This window comes from Chitinibacter sp. SCUT-21 (assembly GCA_041874755.1).
Taxonomy (GTDB): domain Bacteria; phylum Pseudomonadota; class Gammaproteobacteria; order Burkholderiales; family Chitinibacteraceae; genus Chitinibacter.
Genome location: CP102611.1, coordinates 2,340,514 through 2,362,301, shown reverse-complemented (window position 1 = coordinate 2,362,301; position 21,788 = coordinate 2,340,514). Strand labels below are relative to the sequence as shown.

General features: G+C 48.7%; 13 protein-coding genes. 3 read left to right on the top strand and 10 right to left on the bottom strand.

Going from position 1 to position 21,788, the window contains the following annotated elements; genetic code table 11:
- From NT239_10980 to NT239_10970, 3 genes are all read left to right on the top strand, one after another.
- Positions 1-789: a hypothetical protein gene (locus tag NT239_10980; GenBank protein ID XGA70299.1), complete on the top strand. Its 789-nt coding sequence runs from the start codon at positions 1-3 to the stop codon at positions 787-789.
- A gap of 328 nt (positions 790-1,117) precedes the next feature.
- Entirely contained in the window at positions 1,118-1,297 is a 180-nt protein-coding gene (locus NT239_10975; GenBank protein XGA70298.1) for a helix-turn-helix domain-containing protein, read from the top strand.
- Positions 1,227-2,546, top strand: a complete 1,320-nt coding sequence (locus NT239_10970) for a type II toxin-antitoxin system HipA family toxin (protein ID XGA70297.1) — start codon at positions 1,227-1,229, stop codon at positions 2,544-2,546. The genes NT239_10975 and NT239_10970 overlap by 71 nt, the downstream gene beginning before the upstream one ends.
- A 603-nt stretch (positions 2,547-3,149) precedes the next feature.
- Here the strand turns inward: NT239_10970 and NT239_10965 are convergent.
- From NT239_10965 to NT239_10920, 10 genes are all read right to left on the bottom strand, one after another.
- A complete protein-coding gene (locus NT239_10965) occupies positions 3,150-5,975 on the bottom strand; it encodes a DUF499 domain-containing protein (protein XGA70296.1) in 2,826 nt (941 codons plus the stop codon).
- An 18-nt stretch (positions 5,976-5,993) separates the two neighbouring features.
- Positions 5,994-8,873, bottom strand: coding sequence for a DUF1156 domain-containing protein (locus NT239_10960; GenBank protein XGA70295.1), 2,880 nt, complete (start codon positions 8,871-8,873; stop codon positions 5,994-5,996).
- A gap of 12 nt (positions 8,874-8,885) precedes the next feature.
- Positions 8,886-9,494: a TIGR02646 family protein gene (locus NT239_10955; protein XGA70294.1), complete on the bottom strand. Its 609-nt coding sequence runs from the start codon at positions 9,492-9,494 to the stop codon at positions 8,886-8,888.
- The gene (locus NT239_10950; GenBank protein XGA70293.1) at positions 9,487-10,863 is read right to left on the bottom strand and encodes an AAA family ATPase; all 1,377 of its coding nucleotides are present in this window, start codon (positions 10,861-10,863) and stop codon (positions 9,487-9,489) included. Before NT239_10950 ends, NT239_10955 begins: the two co-directional genes overlap by 8 nt.
- A complete protein-coding gene (locus NT239_10945; protein ID XGA70292.1) occupies positions 10,854-14,396 on the bottom strand; it encodes a helicase-related protein in 3,543 nt (1,180 codons plus the stop codon). The genes NT239_10950 and NT239_10945 overlap by 10 nt, the downstream gene beginning before the upstream one ends.
- Positions 14,397-14,402: 6 nt before the next feature.
- Positions 14,403-15,302: a WYL domain-containing protein gene (locus NT239_10940; GenBank protein ID XGA70291.1), complete on the bottom strand. Its 900-nt coding sequence runs from the start codon at positions 15,300-15,302 to the stop codon at positions 14,403-14,405.
- A 113-nt stretch (positions 15,303-15,415) separates the two neighbouring features.
- Positions 15,416-16,255 (bottom strand): hypothetical protein, encoded by an 840-nt coding sequence (locus NT239_10935; protein ID XGA70290.1) that lies wholly within the window; start codon positions 16,253-16,255, stop codon positions 15,416-15,418.
- On the bottom strand, positions 16,240-17,490 hold the full coding sequence (locus NT239_10930; protein ID XGA70289.1) for a hypothetical protein: 1,251 nt from the start codon (positions 17,488-17,490) through the stop codon (positions 16,240-16,242). The genes NT239_10935 and NT239_10930 overlap by 16 nt, the downstream gene beginning before the upstream one ends.
- Positions 17,487-18,113: a DUF4194 domain-containing protein gene (locus NT239_10925; protein ID XGA70288.1), complete on the bottom strand. Its 627-nt coding sequence runs from the start codon at positions 18,111-18,113 to the stop codon at positions 17,487-17,489. The genes NT239_10930 and NT239_10925 overlap by 4 nt, the downstream gene beginning before the upstream one ends.
- Positions 18,106-21,762 carry an ATP-binding protein gene (locus NT239_10920; protein ID XGA70287.1) on the bottom strand — a complete coding sequence of 1,219 codons (3,657 nt, stop codon included), beginning with the start codon at positions 21,760-21,762 and terminating at the stop codon, positions 18,106-18,108. Before NT239_10920 ends, NT239_10925 begins: the two co-directional genes overlap by 8 nt.
- Positions 21,763-21,788: the final 26 nt, after the last annotated feature.

Below are 21,788 nucleotides of genomic sequence, written 5' to 3'. Positions count from 1 at the left end.
ATGAGTAAAAGTCTGGAAGCTCAATCAATCATTCCGTTGCACGTTAGTGCAGATGCTTCGCCCGAGGCCATTGTCTATGATGAAAAAGAAGTGCACGTACACAACAAAAAAGCGAGCTCTATTCTAACCGCTTTGTTTGGCAGTAAATATGTTAAAAGCAAAAAAGTCAAGATCGCAAATGGTAAGTTTTTTAGTCAAGCGCTTTTAAAAATAGAGGGCGATTTACTGGGTACGACCGACAATTTAATTGAAAACTTTAAATCAAAGATCCAAAGAGACCTCAATCATTCGTCTGATATCTGCGTTGCAATTATTGATCGCAATCCAAATGAAGTCGATAGGTTAATTGCGGAACACATTGCCAAAAAGGAATCAGGCGACATAGTTCAATTCATGCGGGCCAGGATGGATTTAAAAGAGCCAATTCTGGTGGGGTTCGGTGACGATCCGATACCTGTGGATCCTCTCCCAAGGGTCAATATCACACTAATGTATGATGATGATGAATATGCGATTGGATTGATTAAGAATCATAGCTATTCAAATTTTGAAATTGTGCTGACCACCAAAAATAGATGCGTTATTACATTGAAATATTTAATTGAGCATGAGGATGCAATATTTGAGTTGGCGAAACTCCGCCAAGCAGTTAGAGTTGATTTCATAAAGAAAACGCAAACGATTGGTGCGAACACTACAAGAATAACAGGTGAATTTGTTAAAGTTACACAACTCTCAGAACTCGATTTGTCTGAAAGACAGAGTGCGCTATCCCCGATGATTGATTAACCCAAAGGTCGGCCTACTCCTGTTGCCTGCTGCTCTACCCACTTTTATGGACACCCTCACGGGCTGCATAGACAATCAAAGCTCAACATAAGCTCAAACCCGTGGGCGCGTAGGCCACGCGCCTCAAGACAATCCCGATCGGGAAATTTTCACGCATTCACCCGAGTTAAATCATTTAATTTCCTGAACGGGAAATTTTGCATTGAAATCGGTTTTGATCTGGCTATAATTCCCGAACGGGAAACTCGACTTGCTCAAGATGATTACTCAAATTCAAACACCCCTGCACTTAGGATCTGCGATCAGATCTGCCCGTAAGCAGCTAGGCTTGACGCAACCTCAGCTGGCACTCGCTGCTGGAGTTGGTGTTCGTTTTATTGTTGATCTTGAAGCGGGTAAACCGACGCTCAGATTGGAAACGGTATTGCGTGTCATCGATGCGCTCGGTGGAACCCTCCAGATTAGCGGTTTGCCAATTCCACCAGAGGAGAACTCAGATGGCGCATGAACTTGAGGTTTGGCTGTTTCAAGAGCGTGTGGGCACGCTTTCGCTGGTCAATGGCCGATTGAGCTTCCAATACCATGCTGCATGGTTGGTTCACCCTGATGCAAAACCACTTTCAATTGCACTGCCTTTGCAAACCGATGCGTTTGACGATGTAGTGACTAGGCCTTTTTTTGCAGGGCTTTTACCTGAAGGGCAAATGCGGCAACTCATTGCCAAGCAGTTTCAGATATCGAGACAAAATGATTTTGCACTGCTCGATCGGATTGGTGGCGAGTGCGCAGGCGCAGTGACCTTCTTGGCACCCGACGAACAGACTTTGCCCATAACGACTGAAAAAGGCTCGGTCCAGTGGTTGAGTGATCATGAATTACTCAACATTCTGGAGCAGTTGCCACGTCGACCGATGCTGGCAGGTCAAGATGGTTTGCGGCTGTCATTGGCAGGTGCGCAAGATAAATTGCCTGTCGTATTTGATGGTAATCGTATTGGACTACCGCGCGCAGGCGCACCCAGCTCGTATATTTTAAAACCAGCCATCGCGGGGATTAGTGACAGCGTTGTCAATGAAGCGTTTTGCATGTCATTGGCTGAGTTGATGGGGTTGCAATCGGCCAAGGTGCAGATTCATTCTGTTGGCGCGCAATCATTTTTACTTGTCGAACGCTATGACCGTACAGTAGATCACGCAGGGCAATTGCAGCGTTTGCATCAAGAGGATTTTTGCCAGGCACTCGCCGTTGTGCCGGAAATGAAATATCAAAACGAAGGCGGGCCTGATCTGGCCCAGTGTTTTGAATTAGTACGTCGCGCCACAAAGCCGAATGCTTTGCATGTACTCAGGCTGCTCGATATCGTCATTTTCAATGCGCTTATTGGCAATCATGATGCCCATGGAAAGAATTTTTCACTACTCTATCGCGACAAGATGCCTGTTTTAGCGCCATTCTACGATTTATTATCGACCGCAGTTTATGCGGATTTGACGCCCAAAATGGCCATGAAAATAGGTAGTAAATACAAATTTAACGAAGTACAGGCACGACACTGGGATCAATTTGCACAGTCAGCAGGTCTCTCGGTCGCACAAACCAGGAAGAGAGTGCTCGAGTTTTGCAAACGACTCCCAGTTGCAGCAAGAGCGCTTCAATCTAATGAGCCATTTGTAAATCAACCAATTGTCGAACAGATTGCATTATTGATTGAGCAAAGAGCAACTCGGACGGTGATGCGACTGACATCAACTGGATGAGGCAAGATTAAATAAGATAACACCAGTCCAAGACTTTATCCGCTGCCCGTGGGGCAATTTCAATCCGCGCGAAAATTATGTAATCACAGCGGGCAGGACATGTTGGTCTGAGTCAAGCAAAACAACCTCCGCGAAACCTGATGCGACTCTGCATCTAGTTTTCGTTGCATGTTACGATTTAGCGTTTAATTTTCAACACGACAGGCATTATTATTAACATGCTTCATCTTCACACTTATGAAGACAAAAACACGGCAGAAGCAGCTGCAAAGCTGATTACGGGGAAAAAACGCCTAGCCAGTGAGCGCGATAGTACCCAAGTGGTTTACAACCTTTTTGGCGAGGCCACATGGGGTAACTTATACAAGTTGGGGCTGTATAACCTACCTGAGTTGAAAGGACTACTGGATAACAGAACAGCCAATGAGCCTTATGACACAAACAGGCACAAGGAAATAATCAGCTTGCTTCAATATCCAGCGAACAGGTTTGAGCTTCAGATTCCTGCACACTGGCTGTAAATTCCAACTGCTTTGCATCAAACTAGGCTAAAAGTGGTTGTCGCGAGGGCGGCTTACCCTCGCGAGCATTGAAATAGGCACGCTAGTAGTCGAATTCGCTGGTTGTGAATTTCAAAACAGAGCAGTTTTCCTTAACACTACGCTGCAGGTTATCAGCAAAGCCAGTTGATGATTTTGCTGCAATATCAATGGTAATCTCAACTTCTGTACCATATTGTGCAGAAAATTGCTGAATGACTTCATCAATAACCTGCGCAAAATCCATTTTTGCTTGCACAGGGTTGAGCTTAACTGAGCCAAAAAACTGTTTCTTTGGTGTTTCGTTAGCAGTAGCTGGCGAAGTAATATCAATGTCTGCAGGCGTATTCTCGTTACCCTTTGGTTGTGTTCCACCAATTGGAGCACCACCACTTGGTGTGTCAATAGGGGGCACGACAGCTGCAGGCTTCATTTTTTCTCGGTATGCCATCGCTACTTCGCGATCAATCAGCACACATTCTGAATCAAGCGCAGAAATGCCATTTTTTCCAAACACGAAACCTAGGTATTTATCGCCATCTTTTGCTGCGGCATATCCAAAGAAATCTTCACTAGCAATGCCATTAGCAATGGCTTTACGCATTACGTCATCATGCGCTAAACGTGGCAGGTAAAGGTATTGCCCCATGTCTTGCCAAACTTTTAGCGCACTTACGTCTTCAATACTGTCTTTCAAGTACCACTTCTTCAGCACATTACGCAAATGAATTGGAGCCCACTCATAAATAACCCACTCTTCTTCACGCAAGGTTGACTCGATTTCCTGCACTAAATTTCCCGCAGAAGGTGAAATTGCAATCACTTCCCAATGCAACTCAAACTTATCCTTCACCCACTCTTGGGTCGGAGCCAGTAGCCATTTATAAGCTTCGCGCACCAACTGTTTCAGTGTTTGCTCGGCACCATCTCGGTTGCGTTTGGCTTGATTCAAGTGGGCAATATCCTGCACTAAAGTGCCCAACTCAATATCATGAACAATCGATTTCCAAGCCAAATAGATGCGGCCTTGCTCTTTGAGTCGACTCACCGTATCAAAATCTGGCGCGAGGAATATCAACCGGTTTTGTTTTTGGCGGGGCGTCGCACCACGGTTAAACAAAATTTCCTGCGCAGCAGCTCGCGCTTGGTCGGTTTTGGTGTTGCTATAGGCTGCATCAGTACCCAAGACCACCAAACGAGGGCCAGTGCCATATTCGTCTGGCACATCTGCAGACCCTGCAAAAACATGAATACCTGTAAAGTGGTGGGACGTACCAAATGCAGCATTCACGCGCATTTTTAACTGTGGTAACAATTCATCTCGGTCACTGATATTTTGCTTCCGACTTTCCATTTCGCGACGAAGATTGGGTTTGGTATCCAACCAGTATCGATCCTGATCTGCATACAGGTAATGCATGCGATCACGCAGCCGCTTCAGTACATCCGAGAAAGCACCAATGTTTTGACTAGGCTGAACGGCTCCTAGCAAGATGCGTTCTTCTTTTAAGCCACGCACGGTCTGCGCATTGCTAGAAGGAGCACTGCCTAGGAAAATCGTACGAGCAGCACGACGTGCAGCTTGCACGCTGCCAAACAACGGGTTATGACCATCAATATCGTGAGGGATCGAACGCTCGCCATCCACTTCACGTTGAATCACCGGCTCCCAACCTTGTGGCAAGTAGTGGATGCTCTTATTACTAACATTGGAATCATCCAGCGGCAGGCTGCCGGGCATGATCAGCGCATCACGGTTATCGCTGTTCCACAAACGGTGAATCACAATCGCCATGTACTGCAAAACGCCACGGGTGCGCTGGAATTTGTCCAGCGTGGACCAATCCTCGTACAGCCGGTCAAACACTTCCGGGTGAATCGGGAACGAGCGGCAGATTCGGTCGAAGTACACATTGGATTGCGTTTCCGTTGGAAACTTGGTCGCATTCTGCTGGTAGAAATTGCAAAACTGCCGCGCAATACCTTCAACTTGCGCTGGATCCCCTGCATATTCAAACAAACGACGGCGTACAATTTCGAATGCCTCTTCCGGCCCAACCGGTTTCCATACCGACTCAACCCGAGCAAAGTATTTTTCCAGCGAATCAAGGGCGCGTTGGCCCATTGTGCCACCCACTTCAAGCTCAGATTCAGGCAACGAAGCCAACAACAAGGCATTCGGTACAGCCTTCAATGCCTCAGTTAATGCCTGAATAAAGGTGATATTGCTATCAAATGTGCCACCCTTAAATTGCTTCCCAACCTCAAGTTGGCGAATATAAGCCACTAACTCGTCAATCAGGATAACGCACGGTGCAGCACTGCTCAGTAGATCGACCAAAACTTCTTTGCCCGGCGAAGTGCCATCTTGATCGCTAGCCATTACCTTGGCATAGCCTTCTGCGCCTAGCAACTGCCAGGCCAGTTCACCCCACAGTGTATTCGCTTCAATATCACCATGCTTGATTGGCTGGCTAGGAGATAAGCGGATACCATCAATCACAGCCACTCGCGCAGTGGGTAAGCTGCTAATACCAGCTGCATCTAAAATGGGGGGGATGCCCGTCAACTGATCTGCCGCTACCTTGCGCGATGCCAAGTGATATACCGCCAGCATGGTGTGCGTTTTACCGCCACCAAATGCTGTTTGCAGCTGAATCACCGGATCTCCACCCAGACCAGCCAAGCGCTGCGCCACCGAAATCAAGAGCAAGCGCATGCCTTCGGTGATGAAGGTTCGGGCAAAAAACTGCTCTGGGTCAGTATATTCAGTCGGCGCTGTACCATTACTCACTTGGGTAATGTCCGCAGCAAATTCCGACTGCTTAAACGTTCCATTCAATACATCAGCATGGGGTCGGGCGATTTCGCGCCAAGGTTTCAGACTCATGGTTGTTCTCTTGTATTTTTAGAAATCTAGTTCTGGTTGGGTCTCGACATGCCCCACTTCATGCGAAGCAGCCACAATCGCTGGCCAGCTGGTCACTAGCTCGTTGTAGCTACGGGCTTCTTCTGCCCAGCCCTTGCGCTCGCATAGGGTATATAGGCGATAGGCTAGCGAGCGAACTGCTTCGGCTTTGTCGGGTATGCGGGCCAATAATCCACCAGTTTCTGTTTCGCCGCTGCGGCTGAGTACGCGGATCAGATGATGGCAGGCTTCCCAGACGGGTTGGCGCTTGTCATTTTTCGGGTCCCAATCGGCTGGGTATTCTTCTGGCTTCATTAGCCGTACCTTGCCCGCGCCAGATTCGACCACACCCGCTTCGGCGCAACCACCGACCGACGTGCCCTTGGCACGCGCCAACACATCGGCCACGCCAAATTCGCCCACACTCCAGCCTTGCTGGTCAAACCACGCCAGGCAGAACTGGGTGTCGGCGTCGAAATCATCGCCGCCCTCGGTCAGTAGCTTGTTAATCTGCAGCAGCGCCTCATGCACCGTCATGGCACTACCGTCGGCTTTCAGCACTTGCGCGTACTTGGAGAACACAGCCATGCCGGGGCCGATCACGGCTTGCGCCAGATCGACCGGCGCGACGGGAGAAATGCCTTCCGCGCCGCCAATCATCACCTCCACCGCCTCGGTCAGCTCGGCTTTCAGTTCTTTGACAAACTCGCGCAGCGACACGGTCGGAGCATCGGCGGAGCGCTTGCGGCACACCAGCACGATGCTGGATGCCAGGGCATTGGTGCCGGAGCCAATCATGCGATTGGCCAGTTCGGTGCGCATAGGCCAAGTGCCAGTAATGGCAAACCCGGCGCGTAGGACGGCGTCCAGAAAAGTTTCCCAGCCGGTATTGCCCGTGCCTTTATCGGTAGTTTCCGACGCCTTGAAGGCGTAATAAATGGTGACTGGGAATGCGCCATGCGCCTGCTCGGCCAGTTGGTGCATCGCAGCGGTCATGCCGGTCAGGAAAAACTGTTCAGCCTTGTCCTTATTGCCGTGGCGATACGGCGTAGCGACCAGCTCTTCGGCTTTCGGAACGGCCATCGTGGCAAACAGCTCGGGATAGACCGGGCGCAACGCACGGCGCAGCCAGACGTAAAAAAAGTCAGACAGGTCGGCATAACCGATATTGTCGTAGTACGGAGGGTCAGTTGAAATTACCTTACAAATGCTAATCTCTTGGGTCTGGGCATCATGCTGGCAAGCAGAACCGACTATTCGCGGAACTGCTCCTGCCGTTGAAAGTAAATTATCAGCAGAATATTTGACCGCGTTATCCCAACAAATGGCTTTTGTTGCCAAAAAATTAGATTCTGGGAAATCCCAAGTCATTGGAATTGCCTGCCGCTTATAAGTCTGCATGACTTGTTCACCAGACGGTTTCCAAGTTGCAATCGAACTTCCATAATCGACAAGTCGGTCAATTGCAAAAGCCAAATACACCGCCACCGCATCAGCATAGGCAGTGGCACCTGTGCCGCCTTGAGCGAGGGGGAGGCCGTCGTCGGGCATGCCGGCCTTGAGTGCGTCCTCACGGATTTTGCCGCGCGCTTCGGAGACCAGATCGGAAAATGTCGTCAACGCCACCAACTGGCGCGGGGTGAAGAGGTCGCCCCATTCTTTCAACCCGTAGGGAACACACGTGCCACCAGTCAAGCGTGCAGGAACATCGCCCAGTGGCCGCCATTCCGGCTGCGCTTGTTCCGCAATAGCAACCATGTCCTCGCTGGGGGCCAGATAGATGCGGCCACGCTTGCCTTCAGCCACCACGGCCATTAGACGTGCCCCCATCCGACCGGCTTGACCTTCTGCCTTGATGTAATCGCCGCTAATTGGTGATCCAGACATCAGGCATAAAAAATTAGCTCCACGGCCTTCGGCTTTGGTACCACTTTTGGCGTTAGCTGGCGGTGTACCTTGTTTGACAGTAAAGCGATAGTTGCTGCCTTCAATCACGGGCTCGACATAGCTTTCCTTGCCCGCCTTGCTGGATAAGATGAAGGTCGAAGCCAGTGGCACGTCGATCTGACTAAAGGCCGGGTTGGGGCTTTTTACCGTGCGGGCCCACAGCCAAGCAATCACAGTTGCCTTGCCACCGCCGTGCTCAGTCGGCAAATCAACCTTTGGGTATAAGTGTCCAATCCTTTTTATTGCTTGACTGCGCACCCATACCCCGTAGCGACGTACATCTTCCGCCAGGCCTTTCGCGCCATTCCAATTCTCAAAAGCATCTTTGGTAATACTCTTTGCAGTTGGATCCAGTGGGCCGACCGGTGCGCGGCCTGCGAACTTGGGCGGGATTTCGATCATCGCCTTGTTGATCAGCACCGCCACCGGGTTCAGATCGGAGGCATGGCTCTCCAGCCCCAGCCGCTGCGCTTCCAGCGGTAGCGCACCACCACCGGCGAACGGATCGTGGAAGGCTGGCAGTTGCTCTGGGTTGAATAGCTCCGCCGCTTGCGGATGGCCTTTATTCAGCTCGCAGGTTTCCCGCCAGCTTTTCCAGATTTCCGCCCGCGCCTCGGCCAGCACTTGCTCGTTATTCGTGTTTTCCCACTGCACCAACTTGCGAATGATATCGAACAGCCGCTCGCGCTCTAGCTGAGCTTTTTCCTTGTTCACCCCACGCCCCAAATATCGCTCGTAGCCGGGGTCGTTCACCATCTGCGCAAAAATCACTGCCCGCGCTGCAGCCAGCGGGCGACGCGCCCACCACAAATGCAAGCCTCTAGGATGCGCACCAATACCAGGTTGCTTTTCGTGAGCACAAGCTTCGTTGATCGCATCCAGCGGCAAGCTGGTTTCAATAAGTTTTTTCGGGGTTTTGATGGGGTGGGTCATAGTTGTTCTTATTTAGATTGTTTTCAGAATGTGCCGGAACGGCGCAATCTGCAGAAATTGATTTGCCAATGCTGGATTGCCTTGGGCAGCTGCAAGCTTCAATACTTCGATATATTTTTGTGCCCATTCCAAACGTTCTGCGACTAAAACAGCATTGGTATTCAGACCGAGCATGTCGCAAGTGAGCCGAACAGGGGCTTGTTGCTTCCTCGTCAGGCCTAATTTGGGCTCAAGTTTGCCATCGCTGGTACTCAAAACCCATTGCGTATTACACCCAAGAGTAGGCTCTATAGGTAGCACTCCATGTTTTTTCTGCTGTCCGCAAGTGCTTTGTCTGCCTTCAGTAATGCAGCTGTGCGCATAATTACTGTAAGTAAAAGTTAGTGCCGGTTGGGCATTGGGGCCGGATTTGGGCTTGATGTGGTCAATCTGACCGCGTGTAGCCGACAACTTGCGTTCACAATAAACACACAAGCCGCCTTGGTCTTTATTCAAAGCAGCCCGAATGGCTGGCTTCACATCGATAAACGTTTTAGCGTCAAAATTGGTTTCAGACGGGTAGATGCCTTTGTAGGCTGCCAGCACTGTGGGTTCAGGTTGGGTGTGTTGCAATTCAACCATTGGCAGCTCCTGAACCGTGCTGAGCGAGAAAGCGCCAGAGCGCTAAATCAGCCTCAGGGATTTCATAGCCTTGCACAGTCAGCGATTGCAATAAACCTTTTGCATTATCGGAATGTTCGTGACCAGCTTTTACCATTTGCTCATAAGTTCGTACCTGACTAAGCAATTCTTCCAGCGGCGGATGCTGATGCGTGAGCATGATCTGAGCAAGTGCATCACCAGCTGCGCGACCCAGTGGGCTCATATCCGGTTTCTCGGCCTGCCAGCCGTTTTCAGTCTGAACAATGACGCGAATGTGCGCTTTGGATACGGTACTGAGCACTTGCGGGCTGTGGGTGGTAACGATGAATTGGATGCAGGGAAAGGCAGCCCTGAGTCCCAGCAAAACGACCTGCTGCCATTCGGGATGTAGGTGCATGTCTACTTCGTCGATCAAAACAATACCCGGCGTCGATGATGATGCAGATGATCCAAGTTGTGGGTTGAGCTTCGTTGCTCGAAACGCAATATCAGCCACCATACCGATCATATTGCGTATACCGTCACTCAGCTGCTCTACTGGTAATACACCATAATGTTCATGCTCAGCGACCAACTCTTCCTGATTGAATGAGTACGTCAGATTCTTCCAGCCTGATGGCATAAGACAAAGATTGACTGCATTGGTAACCGATGCGATGTAAGCGTCAAACTCACCCGGTATGTATGGCAGACCAGCTTGCGTAGCTTTGAGTTTTGCATTCAGCGCATTGATGTTCCAGTAACGAAACCACTCAACCAGTGATTTATAGCTAGAGGCAGGATCAAGGCAATCAGTATACCCAAGCGTTCTAGATGTCTTTGGCAGCTTACCAATTGTAAGCTTTTTTTGCTGCCAAAGTCGTCCTGTGCCGTAGTAAGCCAAAACAGGCAAGACAGCATCCTTGCCTTCTTTTACCAAAAACTGCATGTGCTTGCCGTAGTCAATCAAAACCTTTGCTTCTTTGATTGTCGTTTTTGATTTTGTGGGCCCAGCCAGTGAGCGCGACCACGTATGGTGAGTCGGTTCATTGTCAATCAAGCCAAGCTTCATATTTACAGCCGTAAATACGCCCGATGCTTGGAGTGCAATACCAGTAGGCGCATATTCCATTTCATTCGATTGAGTTTCACGCACGCGCGTTAATCGAATGTCACTGGCGAGAAAATGCTTACCGACGCCTTGATCAAAAGACCCTAAATACGGTCCAAGAGCAACCGCAATTGCATCGAGAATCGAAGTTTTACCAGCCCCGTTAGATGCAACCAGAACGGTCAATTTAGGCTCGAATTCGATTTTGAAAGATTCGAAACAGCGAAAATTTTTTAACTGCAAAGTATTTAGTTGCATGTTTTTCCTGCCGGTTCTGCTTTAGATAGCAAATCAGCCAAATCATAGTTAATGCTGGCCACGCCAAAATCTGGCTCGGATGTGAATGGCTTGCGTATGTAATACGGTCCTTCAACTGCATCCCCATCGACGATGACGATGGCCAAAATGAACTTATCCGACTGATTTAATCCATAGATAATTTCGTTGCGAGTGACCGTGATTGTACTCTGACCTTTAGCTCGCCCTTTGACTTCAATATGACGATCCGTTGGCATAGGGCAAGCGTCAGTAGAAGGAGGTCGGGAGGAAATATCCCAACCACATTTTTCTGCCGATACATCTTTCACTGTATTGCCTAGCGAAACCTCATATTGCATTACCGCTTGCATCGCTAGTTGCTCGACTCGGCTACGTGCTGCTGCATCCACGCAGAAGGTTGTTTCACCTTTACGTTGCGCTAATAATCCAGCAGGAATTAACAATGCGCCCCCGATTACTACCGGCGTGCTTGATACAACGTTTCTCAGCGCGGTTAGCTCACTGGTACGTTGCTGTAGACGAGCTGTTAGCTCATCAACACGGCGTCGGGCATTTTCGGGCTGCATGCGCGGTTGTTTACCCGCTGCCACGTCTTCGGTGAGCTTTAGGTAATTACCCTGCCAATGATTGATTTCTTTGATCAGTCGTTCATGGACAGCTTGTAATATTTTATCTGACTGGCGTTCGCGCCGACCTTTGACTTCGCTGTAATGCTCTGGCACTAAATGTTGTGAAGCATAATTGAGCGCAATGTTTTCTAGGTCAGCTGTAATCCATGCGGCCCGTAGAACATCTTGTATGAGTTGATGATCGTATTGATCAATAGGCTGCAAATCAAGGTGGGGAGCCCAACCTGCATTGCTTGCTACGCCATGCTGATCAATAGTCACGAACTGCAATCGACGCGATGCGACATGCGGATTTGCTGGATCGGACTCACGTACTACGTGATCAATCATGAACAGAATTTTCGGCTCGATACCATCGTCGTTGGGATCAACCAATACTGCGCCTTGTTTGAGTTTGCTGCGATGTGCGGCAAGAATCAAATCGGTTGTTGCATGCATTAATGGGTGAGCGGGATGGATCAGATCCGCCATATCCTTACCCGGAATGCGTACATTTTGCTTTTCAAAACAAATGCGCGAATATTTCCCTAGCACTGGTGTTCGTGTTGTGCCAATCACTCTATCGCGTTCACGAATAACGCCGGGCACGTGAATGACTTCATAGCGACCACTTTCTCGTGCACGCAATTGCCCTTGAAGTGATTGGAATGCTTCGAGGAAAAAGGCCCGAATAAAGTAAGGCTGTAAACGTCGGGCCTCTGCACGTTCCATTTCCTCTTTCACTGCATAAAGATCATCCAAGCTCATATGCTGCTCAACTAGCGCATTGCGTCGCAGGATTTCTTTCAAGTGCTCAGCATCGAGTGTATGGTCGATGGTGTTTTCCCACTCGTGACGACGCACAGGATCTTCGCCATATCGAATTGCTTCGATCAATAATTCTTTGAGCGAACGATTCTCGAAGGCTTCACCAAGGATATCGAAAACTTTGCCGCCCAGCGCTTTACTTTCGATTTCTAGCTTTTCAAACAGCTTTTGGAAAACTTCACCTTCGCGTGTGCCTTTAGCGAGCAAGTTCCATAAATGGCAAACCTCAGTCTGACCAATCCGATGCACACGACCGAAGCGCTGCTCCAGCCGGTTAGGGTTCCAAGGAAGATCGTAGTTCACCATCAAGTTGGCATTTTGCAAGTTCACGCCTTCGCCTGCCGCATCTGTGGCGACCAATACCAACACATCGGGGTTATTGCGAAATTCTTCCTGCGCTTTTCTTCGCTCATCACGATTGGTGCCCCCATGAATGGTGACAATCGCTTGCGCTCTACCCAACAGAGTTCCAATCCGACCCACTAAATAATTAAGTGTGTCACGATGCTCTGTGAAAATAATTAATTTTCTGCGTGTTCCATGCGAGGTGTACATCTCAGGAGACTCTTGCAGCAAGTGAGATAACTCTTCCCACTTTTTATCTTTTCCCGAGTGAACGACGGCAGCTGCTTGTTCTTCTAAATCTTTAAGAATTAAGATTTCAGCTTCAAGCTCAACCGCAGTTGCTGCTGCTGTGGCTTGATCCGCAACCTGTTCCGCATACAGCTCATACTCGTTTGCACTTAACTCATCATCTAAGTCATCGAGGTTGTCTGGTATCTCGATTGTTTTTTTAACCGTGTATTCACCCAGCGTTTCAGCAACGCCCTTACTGACCTTGTGGCCACGCGCTTCCAATCGCATTTCTTCAAGCCGACTTTCCAGACGTTTGTGCCGACGTTTTAACGACTGATAAATCGCTTCAGGGCTTGATGCGAGGCGGCGCTGCAATTGAGTTAATGCAAAACCAACCGTGCCTTTTCGCTTACCATCAAGTTTGTCCGCACGATTCATTTCGTTGCGGACATAGTCGGTCACGGCTGCATACAGTGCAGCTTCAGCATCAGATAGCTCATAGCTCGCAGTGATAGCTCTGCGCTCAGGGAACAGCTTTGTACCATCAAATTTGAGTAGCTCTTCTTTCACCATGCGACGCATCATGTCGGATACATCGACCTTGTGCGCGCCTTCACGGAACTTGCCATAAAAGCGATCACCATCAAGCAATGACAACCAAATTTGGAAGTCTTCTTCCTTGCCATTGTGTGGTGTCGCTGTCATGAGCAAGAAATGCCGAGTAATTGTTCCCAGCAGTTCACCCAGTTCGAATCGGGCTGTTTTATTGACCTTATTTCCAAAATAATTGGCTGATAGCTTATGGGCCTCATCGACAATGATGAGATCCCACTCGGTACTCTTTAACTTTTCTTGGTATTCCTGATTTCTGGATAACTGATCAAGGCGGCAGATCAACAGGTTTGTTTCATCAAAGTAATTGCCCGTGGCTGATTGCTCTTGCTTTTCACGGCTGAAAATCTCAAATTGGACACCAAATTTCTCAAGTAACTCATCTTGCCACTGATCACTTAGCGAGCCGGGCGATACGATCAAAATTCGCTTAGCATCCGCTCGCATCAATAGCTCACGAATCAATAGGCCCGCCATGATGGTCTTGCCCGCACCGGGATCATCCGCCAAAACAAAGCGTAATGGCTGTCGAGGCAACATTGCTTCATACACAGCTGAAATTTGGTGTGGCAATGGCTCTACATTCGAAGTATGAACCGCCATCATTGGGTCAAAAAGATGAGCTTGGTTGATACGGTAGGCCTCTAAACCTAACTTAAACTCTGCTCCTGAAGCGTCAAATGACCATGGACGACCCGACTGAGCCAATTCAAGTCGAAACTCATCGTTGCGAAACAGCATTTGTTCGCCAAGTCGTCCCTGACTGTCTTTGTAGTACACCGTGACGGCATGCTCACCAACAGGCATGACCTGCACAATACGTACGATTTCTTCTGCAATTAATCCGCGAAGTTGAGCATCAATTTTAATGTCTTCAAGTTTAAGCACTGTGTATTAACCTCTATCCATCGTCGGTATTTCATAGCCTGGCGCTAGCAGCATACTTTTAACACCGTATACAGCCCAATGATCCTTTAACCACAAGCGGAATTCATGTCCACGCAAACTATGATCCGCAGAACAATCTACGCTCCATTTATGAAGCGTATAACCAGCTATTGCCGCTCGGAGTTTGACCTTTAAAGCACCATCTTGCATTCCGTAATCCATCTCAATAATCTCAGGACGAGACAATCGTGGGTGCGGAACCAAATCCAGCTCAACAACTCGCGTCCACTGAAAGTCTTGATCTGGAAGTTCGTTAGGTTTCGGCTCTTCATTAAGAAAAACTAGATTTTCGATCCTAGTGACAACGAAATCGCGAAATTCTCCAGTTTTCCTGTCAAATGCTCTGGTGTGCCAACGAAGACCCGTATCAACGAGCGCAAAGGGAACGATTACACGCTCAGACTCTCCGCTGCTCATCGAGTAGTATTTGATCGTTACTGGGCGACGAGCACTGATAGCTCTAGTCAAAGCTGCCAAAACTGTCAAAGATGGTTTGCAAATCGAAACAGGAATCTCAAGACCACCTAGCACTGGTCGTGCAACTGTTGAGCCATCGCCAAATCCTTCGGTCAACCAAGTCAAAACACGCTGGACCGCATGTTCAAATATTGGTTTGAATGTATCCTGATAGGTATAGGATTTTGCTTTTAGGTCATAGTCGATGTTGTGCGGCGCTAACTCTTTGTAGATTGCTAAATCTCTTGAGGCCGCGGCAGATTGAACGCCGAACCTATCAACAATATCTTGACGGCGAATGTCACCCATAAACCACAGGCGCAACTCTACAAATGCAAGTCGATCGCGCTGGGACTGGGACAAAGAAGACAGTTGCTCGGAAGGGGTCATTTCAGTCTTTGAAAGCTTCTTTGTGGACTATATACTATTATTTTTGCGTAGTATATGGTTATCAAAATAACAATCTAACGAATTTGCAAATATAGAACCCACAAGCTTTGTTCTCAGGTTCGGCAAACATATTCTTGAGGCAAGGCTACTCCTGCCTGTTTATAGATTTGCCAATAGTGGCGAATCTCGGGATGGGTGCATTGTTCAAGCAGGGCTTGGGTTTCTGGCAACTGCTTTTGAAAGCGCTCTGAGTTGGTACATTTACTGAATGCGGCCTCAAGCATGGCCTCTGGCGGCACGACCAATTTTGTGAAAAATGGGGTGTTTACGGCAATCATCAAACCGGCAGGGTCGTAATCTACGAAAGCAAAGACAGGTAGTTTTAGTTGTTCCAAGAGCGCGACCACATAATTTTGGCTATAGACCTGCGGCATGCCACGAAACAGCACAAGTGGATTGCTGCTCGGTATATTTGGCTCAAACTGCAGTTGGTGAATCTTTTCAAAGGCTTCCCAGTTTTCCACCAGCATCACACCATCATGCCGATTGAGTTCTGCCACTTGCTGCCAATCTAATTCCAAATGACTTGCGGTAGGTAGTTTTAACTTCTCATCACCTAGGCATAAGGGCCTGCCCAGCAAAGCTTTAACGGCAACTCGGTTTAATCGCACACACGCTTGGCTCAGTTTCTCATTACCACCTAGTGCCAAACTGTCGGTTCGACTTAGTCCATCCCACGCATCAGGCTGTGTGGAGTCAGCATCAATCCCTTCTTCGATTTTGAGCAGCTTTTTAATGATTTGCTTGTCGGCCAAACTAAAGATATAGCTTCTACCCTGCTGGCGACCAATTTGATGTGTATTGGCAAATTGCGCCAATCCACGCGAAGACGCCGTTTTTTCATCGGGACTATGCACGATGCGCAGCAAGGTTTTGATTAAGCTTTTTTCCATATTTCGACATCAGTCACAATGAGATTTCCAGACATCGCCTCACTCAGACCTGAATAGGTGACATTCATTTCCATGCGGCGCAGCGTTAAATCGCTCGTTTTCTTCTTGGCTTCTAAAATCTGCCAAGCATGCAATACATAAATCAACCACGCGGCCTCATCCACCGATTGATATTCGGGCGTTGCCCGAAGCCATTCAATGGCCGAAATCGCCTTCTGAGCGGCTCGTACATCCTTTAAATACAAAGCAAACGCACGCTGAACGGGGGATGGCGCAATGATATTGACGCGCTCTTTTGCCTCATCTGCAATCATTTGCCCAGCTTGCCGTTCTACGGTGAATCGCAACTTGGGCGCAGGGATAGATTGGGCGACTTCGACTAAAGCATCACGGCTGGTGTTATCTGATAAATCGGCGTGCGTCCTTAATTTAAGCCCTGCATATACCGAGCACCAATCTGGCAAATGATTGAGCTCATCGACATCGGGCAGACTATAGTCTGGATTTTTACGCAGAAACTGCGCAAAGGCACGCAAGCGCTGTGCCTGCGGCTCGACTTGGCGCAAGCGATACAGATACTCTTTTAAGACAGTAGAAATATCCATGAGCGAAGCACGCCACTGCGGCAAACGCTCTAGGATCTGGCTCTGATAGATATCCAGCAAAGGCTGCAATAAGGATGAGCCAGTCAGCTGCTCTAGTAATGCCGTAGCTTGCAATGCACCTAAAGCGATGCCTATTTGTTCGCACTTGCCGAGGTAAAACTCGTTCTGACGTTTTTTCTGCTCAAGGGTACTGACATTGGCAAACCGGTTATCCGCCAAAGAGCGCATTAACGCCAAGAACGAATCAAGTCCTTCTGCGAGTTCAAACACGCCCGATTTAAAGTCGTCAGAGTATGTATCTCGATCTTCAGAACGATTATCAAGGCACGCCTTCAGATACTCATCAATCAATTGTGGCAAACGATCAATTTGCTCGGCAAAGTTAGCACTGACGGCGTAATTGCGCTGACGCAGAAACACTTCATCCAAGTGACGGCTTAAACTTGAATTGAGGCGAAACTCATCTTGCATTGAGGGCACTAGGGCTCGGTGTTGCTTGAGTAAATACAAAGCACGCTGGGTTTCATCGGTCAGCGTAACACCGCCATTGATGTACGCATCGGCGACGAGATCCCGATGCTTATGGAGGACCTCCAGATAGGCCGCAATATTCTCAACACCCGTGGTCACAGCAATGATCCTTGGCTGGTGACTTCAGCTTCCTCGTCTTCGAGACCGATTTTTTCATGCTCAGACAAGAACGCAATGGCCTCCATAATGAATTCAATCTTGCCTGTAACTTGATAAATCTCGCGCTCACTATTGGCCAGAAACAAATATCCTTCATCCTTAAAGCGATTCAGTACTTTATTAAATCGGGCGCGATCTGAACTATCAGCGGCGGGGCCTTTAACCAAATTGGCCAGTGATTGAAGATCACTACGCAGCGTTGGATTACTGTCGATCGACAACATCAAGCTTGCTGTTTCAATCACAGAGCCTGCGCAAATCACATCGTCCTTTTGCGAGGCACGCATAACTAATTCCAGAAAGGCCACCAAGGGGCGAAGCTCATGCTTTATTTTGGTGAACACTTCTTTTGCCGCTTTTTTCTCAGGTCCACCTGTTTCAATGTGCGCAGCAAAAAACGCCCCGCCGTGCGCAGTACTGGCCAGTCTTAAGCCGATTTTCCCCAAATAATCATTCACAGCTTGCTGATTGGCGGGGTGATTCAAAAAAGCAAATGCTTCATGATGCGTAATCTCACAAATAAACACCCCTTCAAGCAAAAGCCGCACCGTATGCTCAAACATGAACAGGCTCCTCGTCCAGTAAGAATGGATCGGCAACGCGCACTTGCATCAAGCGTCGATCGGGCTCCACCGTAAAGCAATGATTAAACAACTCTAAGGTTTCTGGGTCAGGATCTGGAAACGCCGAAACCAGCGTAATTTGATTACGCTTCAAGAGCTCGATCAGATGCACCACATTGCCACTATCGAGGTCTTTAAGCTCATCCAAAGCCCAGACAATATTGACATTGGCATCACGGCGAATTCGGTTGATGAAGGCGACAAAAATGCTGACTAAAACTAGGTAGGACAAGCCATTCGATGAGACCGCTTCCAGATCGGATGCCTTCCTAAATTGGCGCTGGTTACCATTTTCAGTTACCTCACCCTGAATCCGAATGAGCTGCTTTAAATCCGCCTGAATTCCGGATTTCGTTTCCCAGTGGCTCAACAAGTCATCCAGCGTTTTCGCAAACGCAGCAGGAGGTAGCTCATTACTCATGCCATTAACCCAATGATGATTCGCCTCGGCCATGTCGCAGATCGACTGCCAATAGGCTAACTCTCGGATCGTTGAGACTACCTCAACCTTCACATGGCTGATGCTTTCAAAAGAAATATTCTGATCAAGATGGCTTTGTAGTTCGCGATTAAATTGCAGCACCTTTTTATGGAAATCATCCATGGTTCGATGAAATTGAATTACGGTGCCTGCAATCAAACGTGCATCCATCAGCAAAATTCGCTGCATAGTTCGATGCTCATCAGTAAACCAAGTTCTGAATAGTGGCACCCACTCTTCATCGGGCGCATCGATCAGTCCAAGGCGATTTAGCTCCATAAACTCATAAGGTTTTGCCCCTGGAGTTTTCGCAAAACCGCGCTTAAGCTCTCCGACTAAACGACGCACTTCGGCTTTGCTCTGTCGCTCATCATCCTCAGCCTTATTCGCCAGCCCCACCAGTAGATCCAGTGTCCAACTTGGATCAAACTGACTGGCTTCGATCGCGGTATATACCGCCATTTTGTCCAGCCGAGTTCGCGTCAATTGTTGTTGCTGTTCGAGTTTTTGGATTTGTTGCTTGAATTGTTCAAACTGCGCTAAATAACGCGCCTCATCCTCTTTCCATTCACGATCTAATGTTTTGAGCTGCAGGTTGAGAGCCTCTTCCTGCTCACGATATTGGCGCCCTTCTTCTAGCCAGCTTTCGCGTTTAGGCCATTCATCGCGCAGCCAGAGTCGCCAGCCCTGCACTAATTCAATGACTGATTTGATTTTGCTAAGATCTTGATCAATCGCCTGCAAACGATCTGTGATTGCTTGCAATCGCGCAGTATCAATTCCCTGCGCCTGCAACGCTGAACGGCATTCTGAATTCAAATGCTCCAGCGTTTGATCGAGGGCGAACCTGGCTGCTTTCTCTTTGGCATTGAGCGCATCGATCGCAATACGTTTTTGCTCCGAAAGCGCGATTTTTTCCTGCCTTGCTCTTTGCTCGAGTTCATCACGAGCCTCACGACACGCACGGTCAAACTCTTCAAGCGTGAGCTGACTTTTCTCGCAGGCTTGCTTGGCCTTGGCCAAGCCCGCTTCCGCATTCGCCTTGGCGAGATTGCGTTGCTCATTCAGCTGCTGCTTCGCAGATGCCAATTCACCCTTAATGTTGTCGACGTGATTTTTAGCCTGTAAGAAGACTTGCTCATGTTGCCGCATCGCCGTTTCAGTTTGAGTACACACAGCGCTGGATTGACGCAATGATGCTTCCTCTGCCTCCAGCGCGGTACGACATAAAACGACGTGGCGTTGCTGCTGCTCAATTTCAAATTGCACAGCCGATTCATCGGCCCGCTCATGCGGCGCCAGTTTAGATAAATCAAGGTTTAGCCCATACAGCGAATCAAGTCGTTCAATAAACTGCGGGCTTAAATCCGTGCGCGTTAACAGCTCACCATCAATCACGCGGGCAATATCTTGTGTCCAGTCTGGACATTCAGATCGCAAGAAATGCAGGAGCGTCCCCGGCTCAGGCATCGCAAAGCGTTGCGTCTCTAGCAGTGCGGACTCTAATTTGGTGAGTTCTTTTTTCTTGTCTTCAACTTTGCGCTCTTGCCGCTCGAAATTGCCTTTGGCCGCGCTAAACGCAGCTGCTTTTTCTTGCTGGACAGTAGAGAGTTGGTTTTTCTTTTCTAACGCATCGGTCAGCGCCTGCTGCTTGGCTTCGACCAAAGCCTGATCTTTTGCTGGTACTTGCGGGTTGTTGAGTTGTGCCTGCCAAGAACCAACCGCTACTTGAGCGTGGGCTAAGGCTGAGGAATATGGCTCTCGCTGCGCCTTTTGCGCAGTCTCCAAATCAAGTCGCTGACCCGCTACTTTTTGGTCTAGCTGATGTTGGAACGCTTCAAACTGTTGTCGCGCTTGCTCTGCCTGCTGATCTAGATCTTCTTTAATCGCATAGAAACTAGCTTGCTGCTTTTGCTTTAGGGTTTCATAACGTTGTGCAATTTCACTTTGCTCACCCAGCAACGTTTCATGCCGTTTTTCGAGCTGCTGTTTTTCATCGCGTAAATCAGTGGCTCTCTTCACTAACTCATCGCTAGCCCGAATACCTTGTTGCTCATACGTATCCCACGTCTGCTGCAACTCGGTAGCTTTACCTTCGGCATACTGAGCATGCTTGCCGGCATCGATCTTTTTGCCATTTAGTTGATCACGCGCTTTGGTGTATCGATTAAGCGCCTGCTGATGCTCATTATCGAGCTTGGATTTTTGCTCTACTAAGCAATACGATTGGTCTTCTAGGTGTGCGAGCAGTGAAGTCAGCTTGCCTTTGACTTCGCCCAAACTAGCTCGAGTGGCTTCCAGCCGCTGTGCCGCTTGATCTGCTTGGTTCATGACCGGTTCAAGCATCATGACCGAAGTGTAGGCGGCATAGTGACGCGGCCAATCTTCCAGCTTTTTGCGATCCGCCGTCATACTCAGTGTTTGTTGAGTATCACTGGTGCATTCCACCACCATGCTCTGCAGATCTTCAAAATTGGTTTTGCGGCGAAACATGCCAGTGATGATTTTTTCGATCTGGTGCAACGGTTTATTCGGCACCGTAAAACCATAATCCGAAGATAACTCACGAATCTCACGCAAGCGTTTGCGATCGCCGGTACTGCTGTGTGTGGCCAGCATGATGGCGCGATATTCAGCCAAAGACTCAATCTGCTGTTCATGACAGCGAAAGCCATTTAGCTTTAAATGGCGCACCAATTGTGGCGCAGGCACGAACGCCCCATCAGCAGTCACGAACTGCTTGGGATCAAAGCCTTCACGCACCAAACGAAAACATACCTTTTCACCATGCCTATCCGCATACGCCACCACCATGCGCAGCCCACCATCAGGGCGCTGATATTCAAAGACAATATAAGAAGTGGTTCGAGGCAGATAGTAGCCAGTAAAGCTCTGCTTGCCCGCTTCGGTGGTCACAATACGATTCGGACTTTCACCGTAAAACAACATCAATAATTGCAGCATTGATGTTTTGCCACGGCCATTACGCCCGGTCAAAACGGCACCGCCATCAACGGGAAATTCAATAATCCTGCCGATGCTAAGTGAGTCGATCAGAATGAGTCGTTTGAGCTCAAAGCAGGGTTTTGATATTAAATCTGATGCCATTTTGCTAGTTTCCTAGATACAAAAAT

Excerpts from the sequence above, each read along its gene's own strand:
- NT239_10980 (XGA70299.1), top strand. The coding sequence starts at position 1 with ATGAGTAAAAGTCTGGAAGCTCAATCAATCATTCCGTTGCACGTTAGT.
- NT239_10970 (XGA70297.1), top strand. The coding sequence starts at position 1,227 with ATGCGCTCGGTGGAACCCTCCAGATTAGCGGTTTGCCAATTCCACCAG.
- NT239_10965 (XGA70296.1), bottom strand. The coding sequence starts at position 5,975 with ATGAGTCTGAAACCTTGGCGCGAAATCGCCCGACCCCATGCTGATGTA.
- NT239_10960 (XGA70295.1), bottom strand. The coding sequence starts at position 8,873 with ATGACCCACCCCATCAAAACCCCGAAAAAACTTATTGAAACCAGCTTG.
- NT239_10955 (XGA70294.1), bottom strand. The coding sequence starts at position 9,494 with ATGGTTGAATTGCAACACACCCAACCTGAACCCACAGTGCTGGCAGCC.
- NT239_10950 (XGA70293.1), bottom strand. The coding sequence starts at position 10,863 with ATGCAACTAAATACTTTGCAGTTAAAAAATTTTCGCTGTTTCGAATCT.
- NT239_10940 (XGA70291.1), bottom strand. The coding sequence starts at position 15,302 with ATGACCCCTTCCGAGCAACTGTCTTCTTTGTCCCAGTCCCAGCGCGAT.
- NT239_10935 (XGA70290.1), bottom strand. The coding sequence starts at position 16,255 with ATGGAAAAAAGCTTAATCAAAACCTTGCTGCGCATCGTGCATAGTCCC.
- NT239_10925 (XGA70288.1), bottom strand. The coding sequence starts at position 18,113 with ATGTTTGAGCATACGGTGCGGCTTTTGCTTGAAGGGGTGTTTATTTGT.
- NT239_10920 (XGA70287.1), bottom strand. The coding sequence starts at position 21,762 with ATGGCATCAGATTTAATATCAAAACCCTGCTTTGAGCTCAAACGACTC.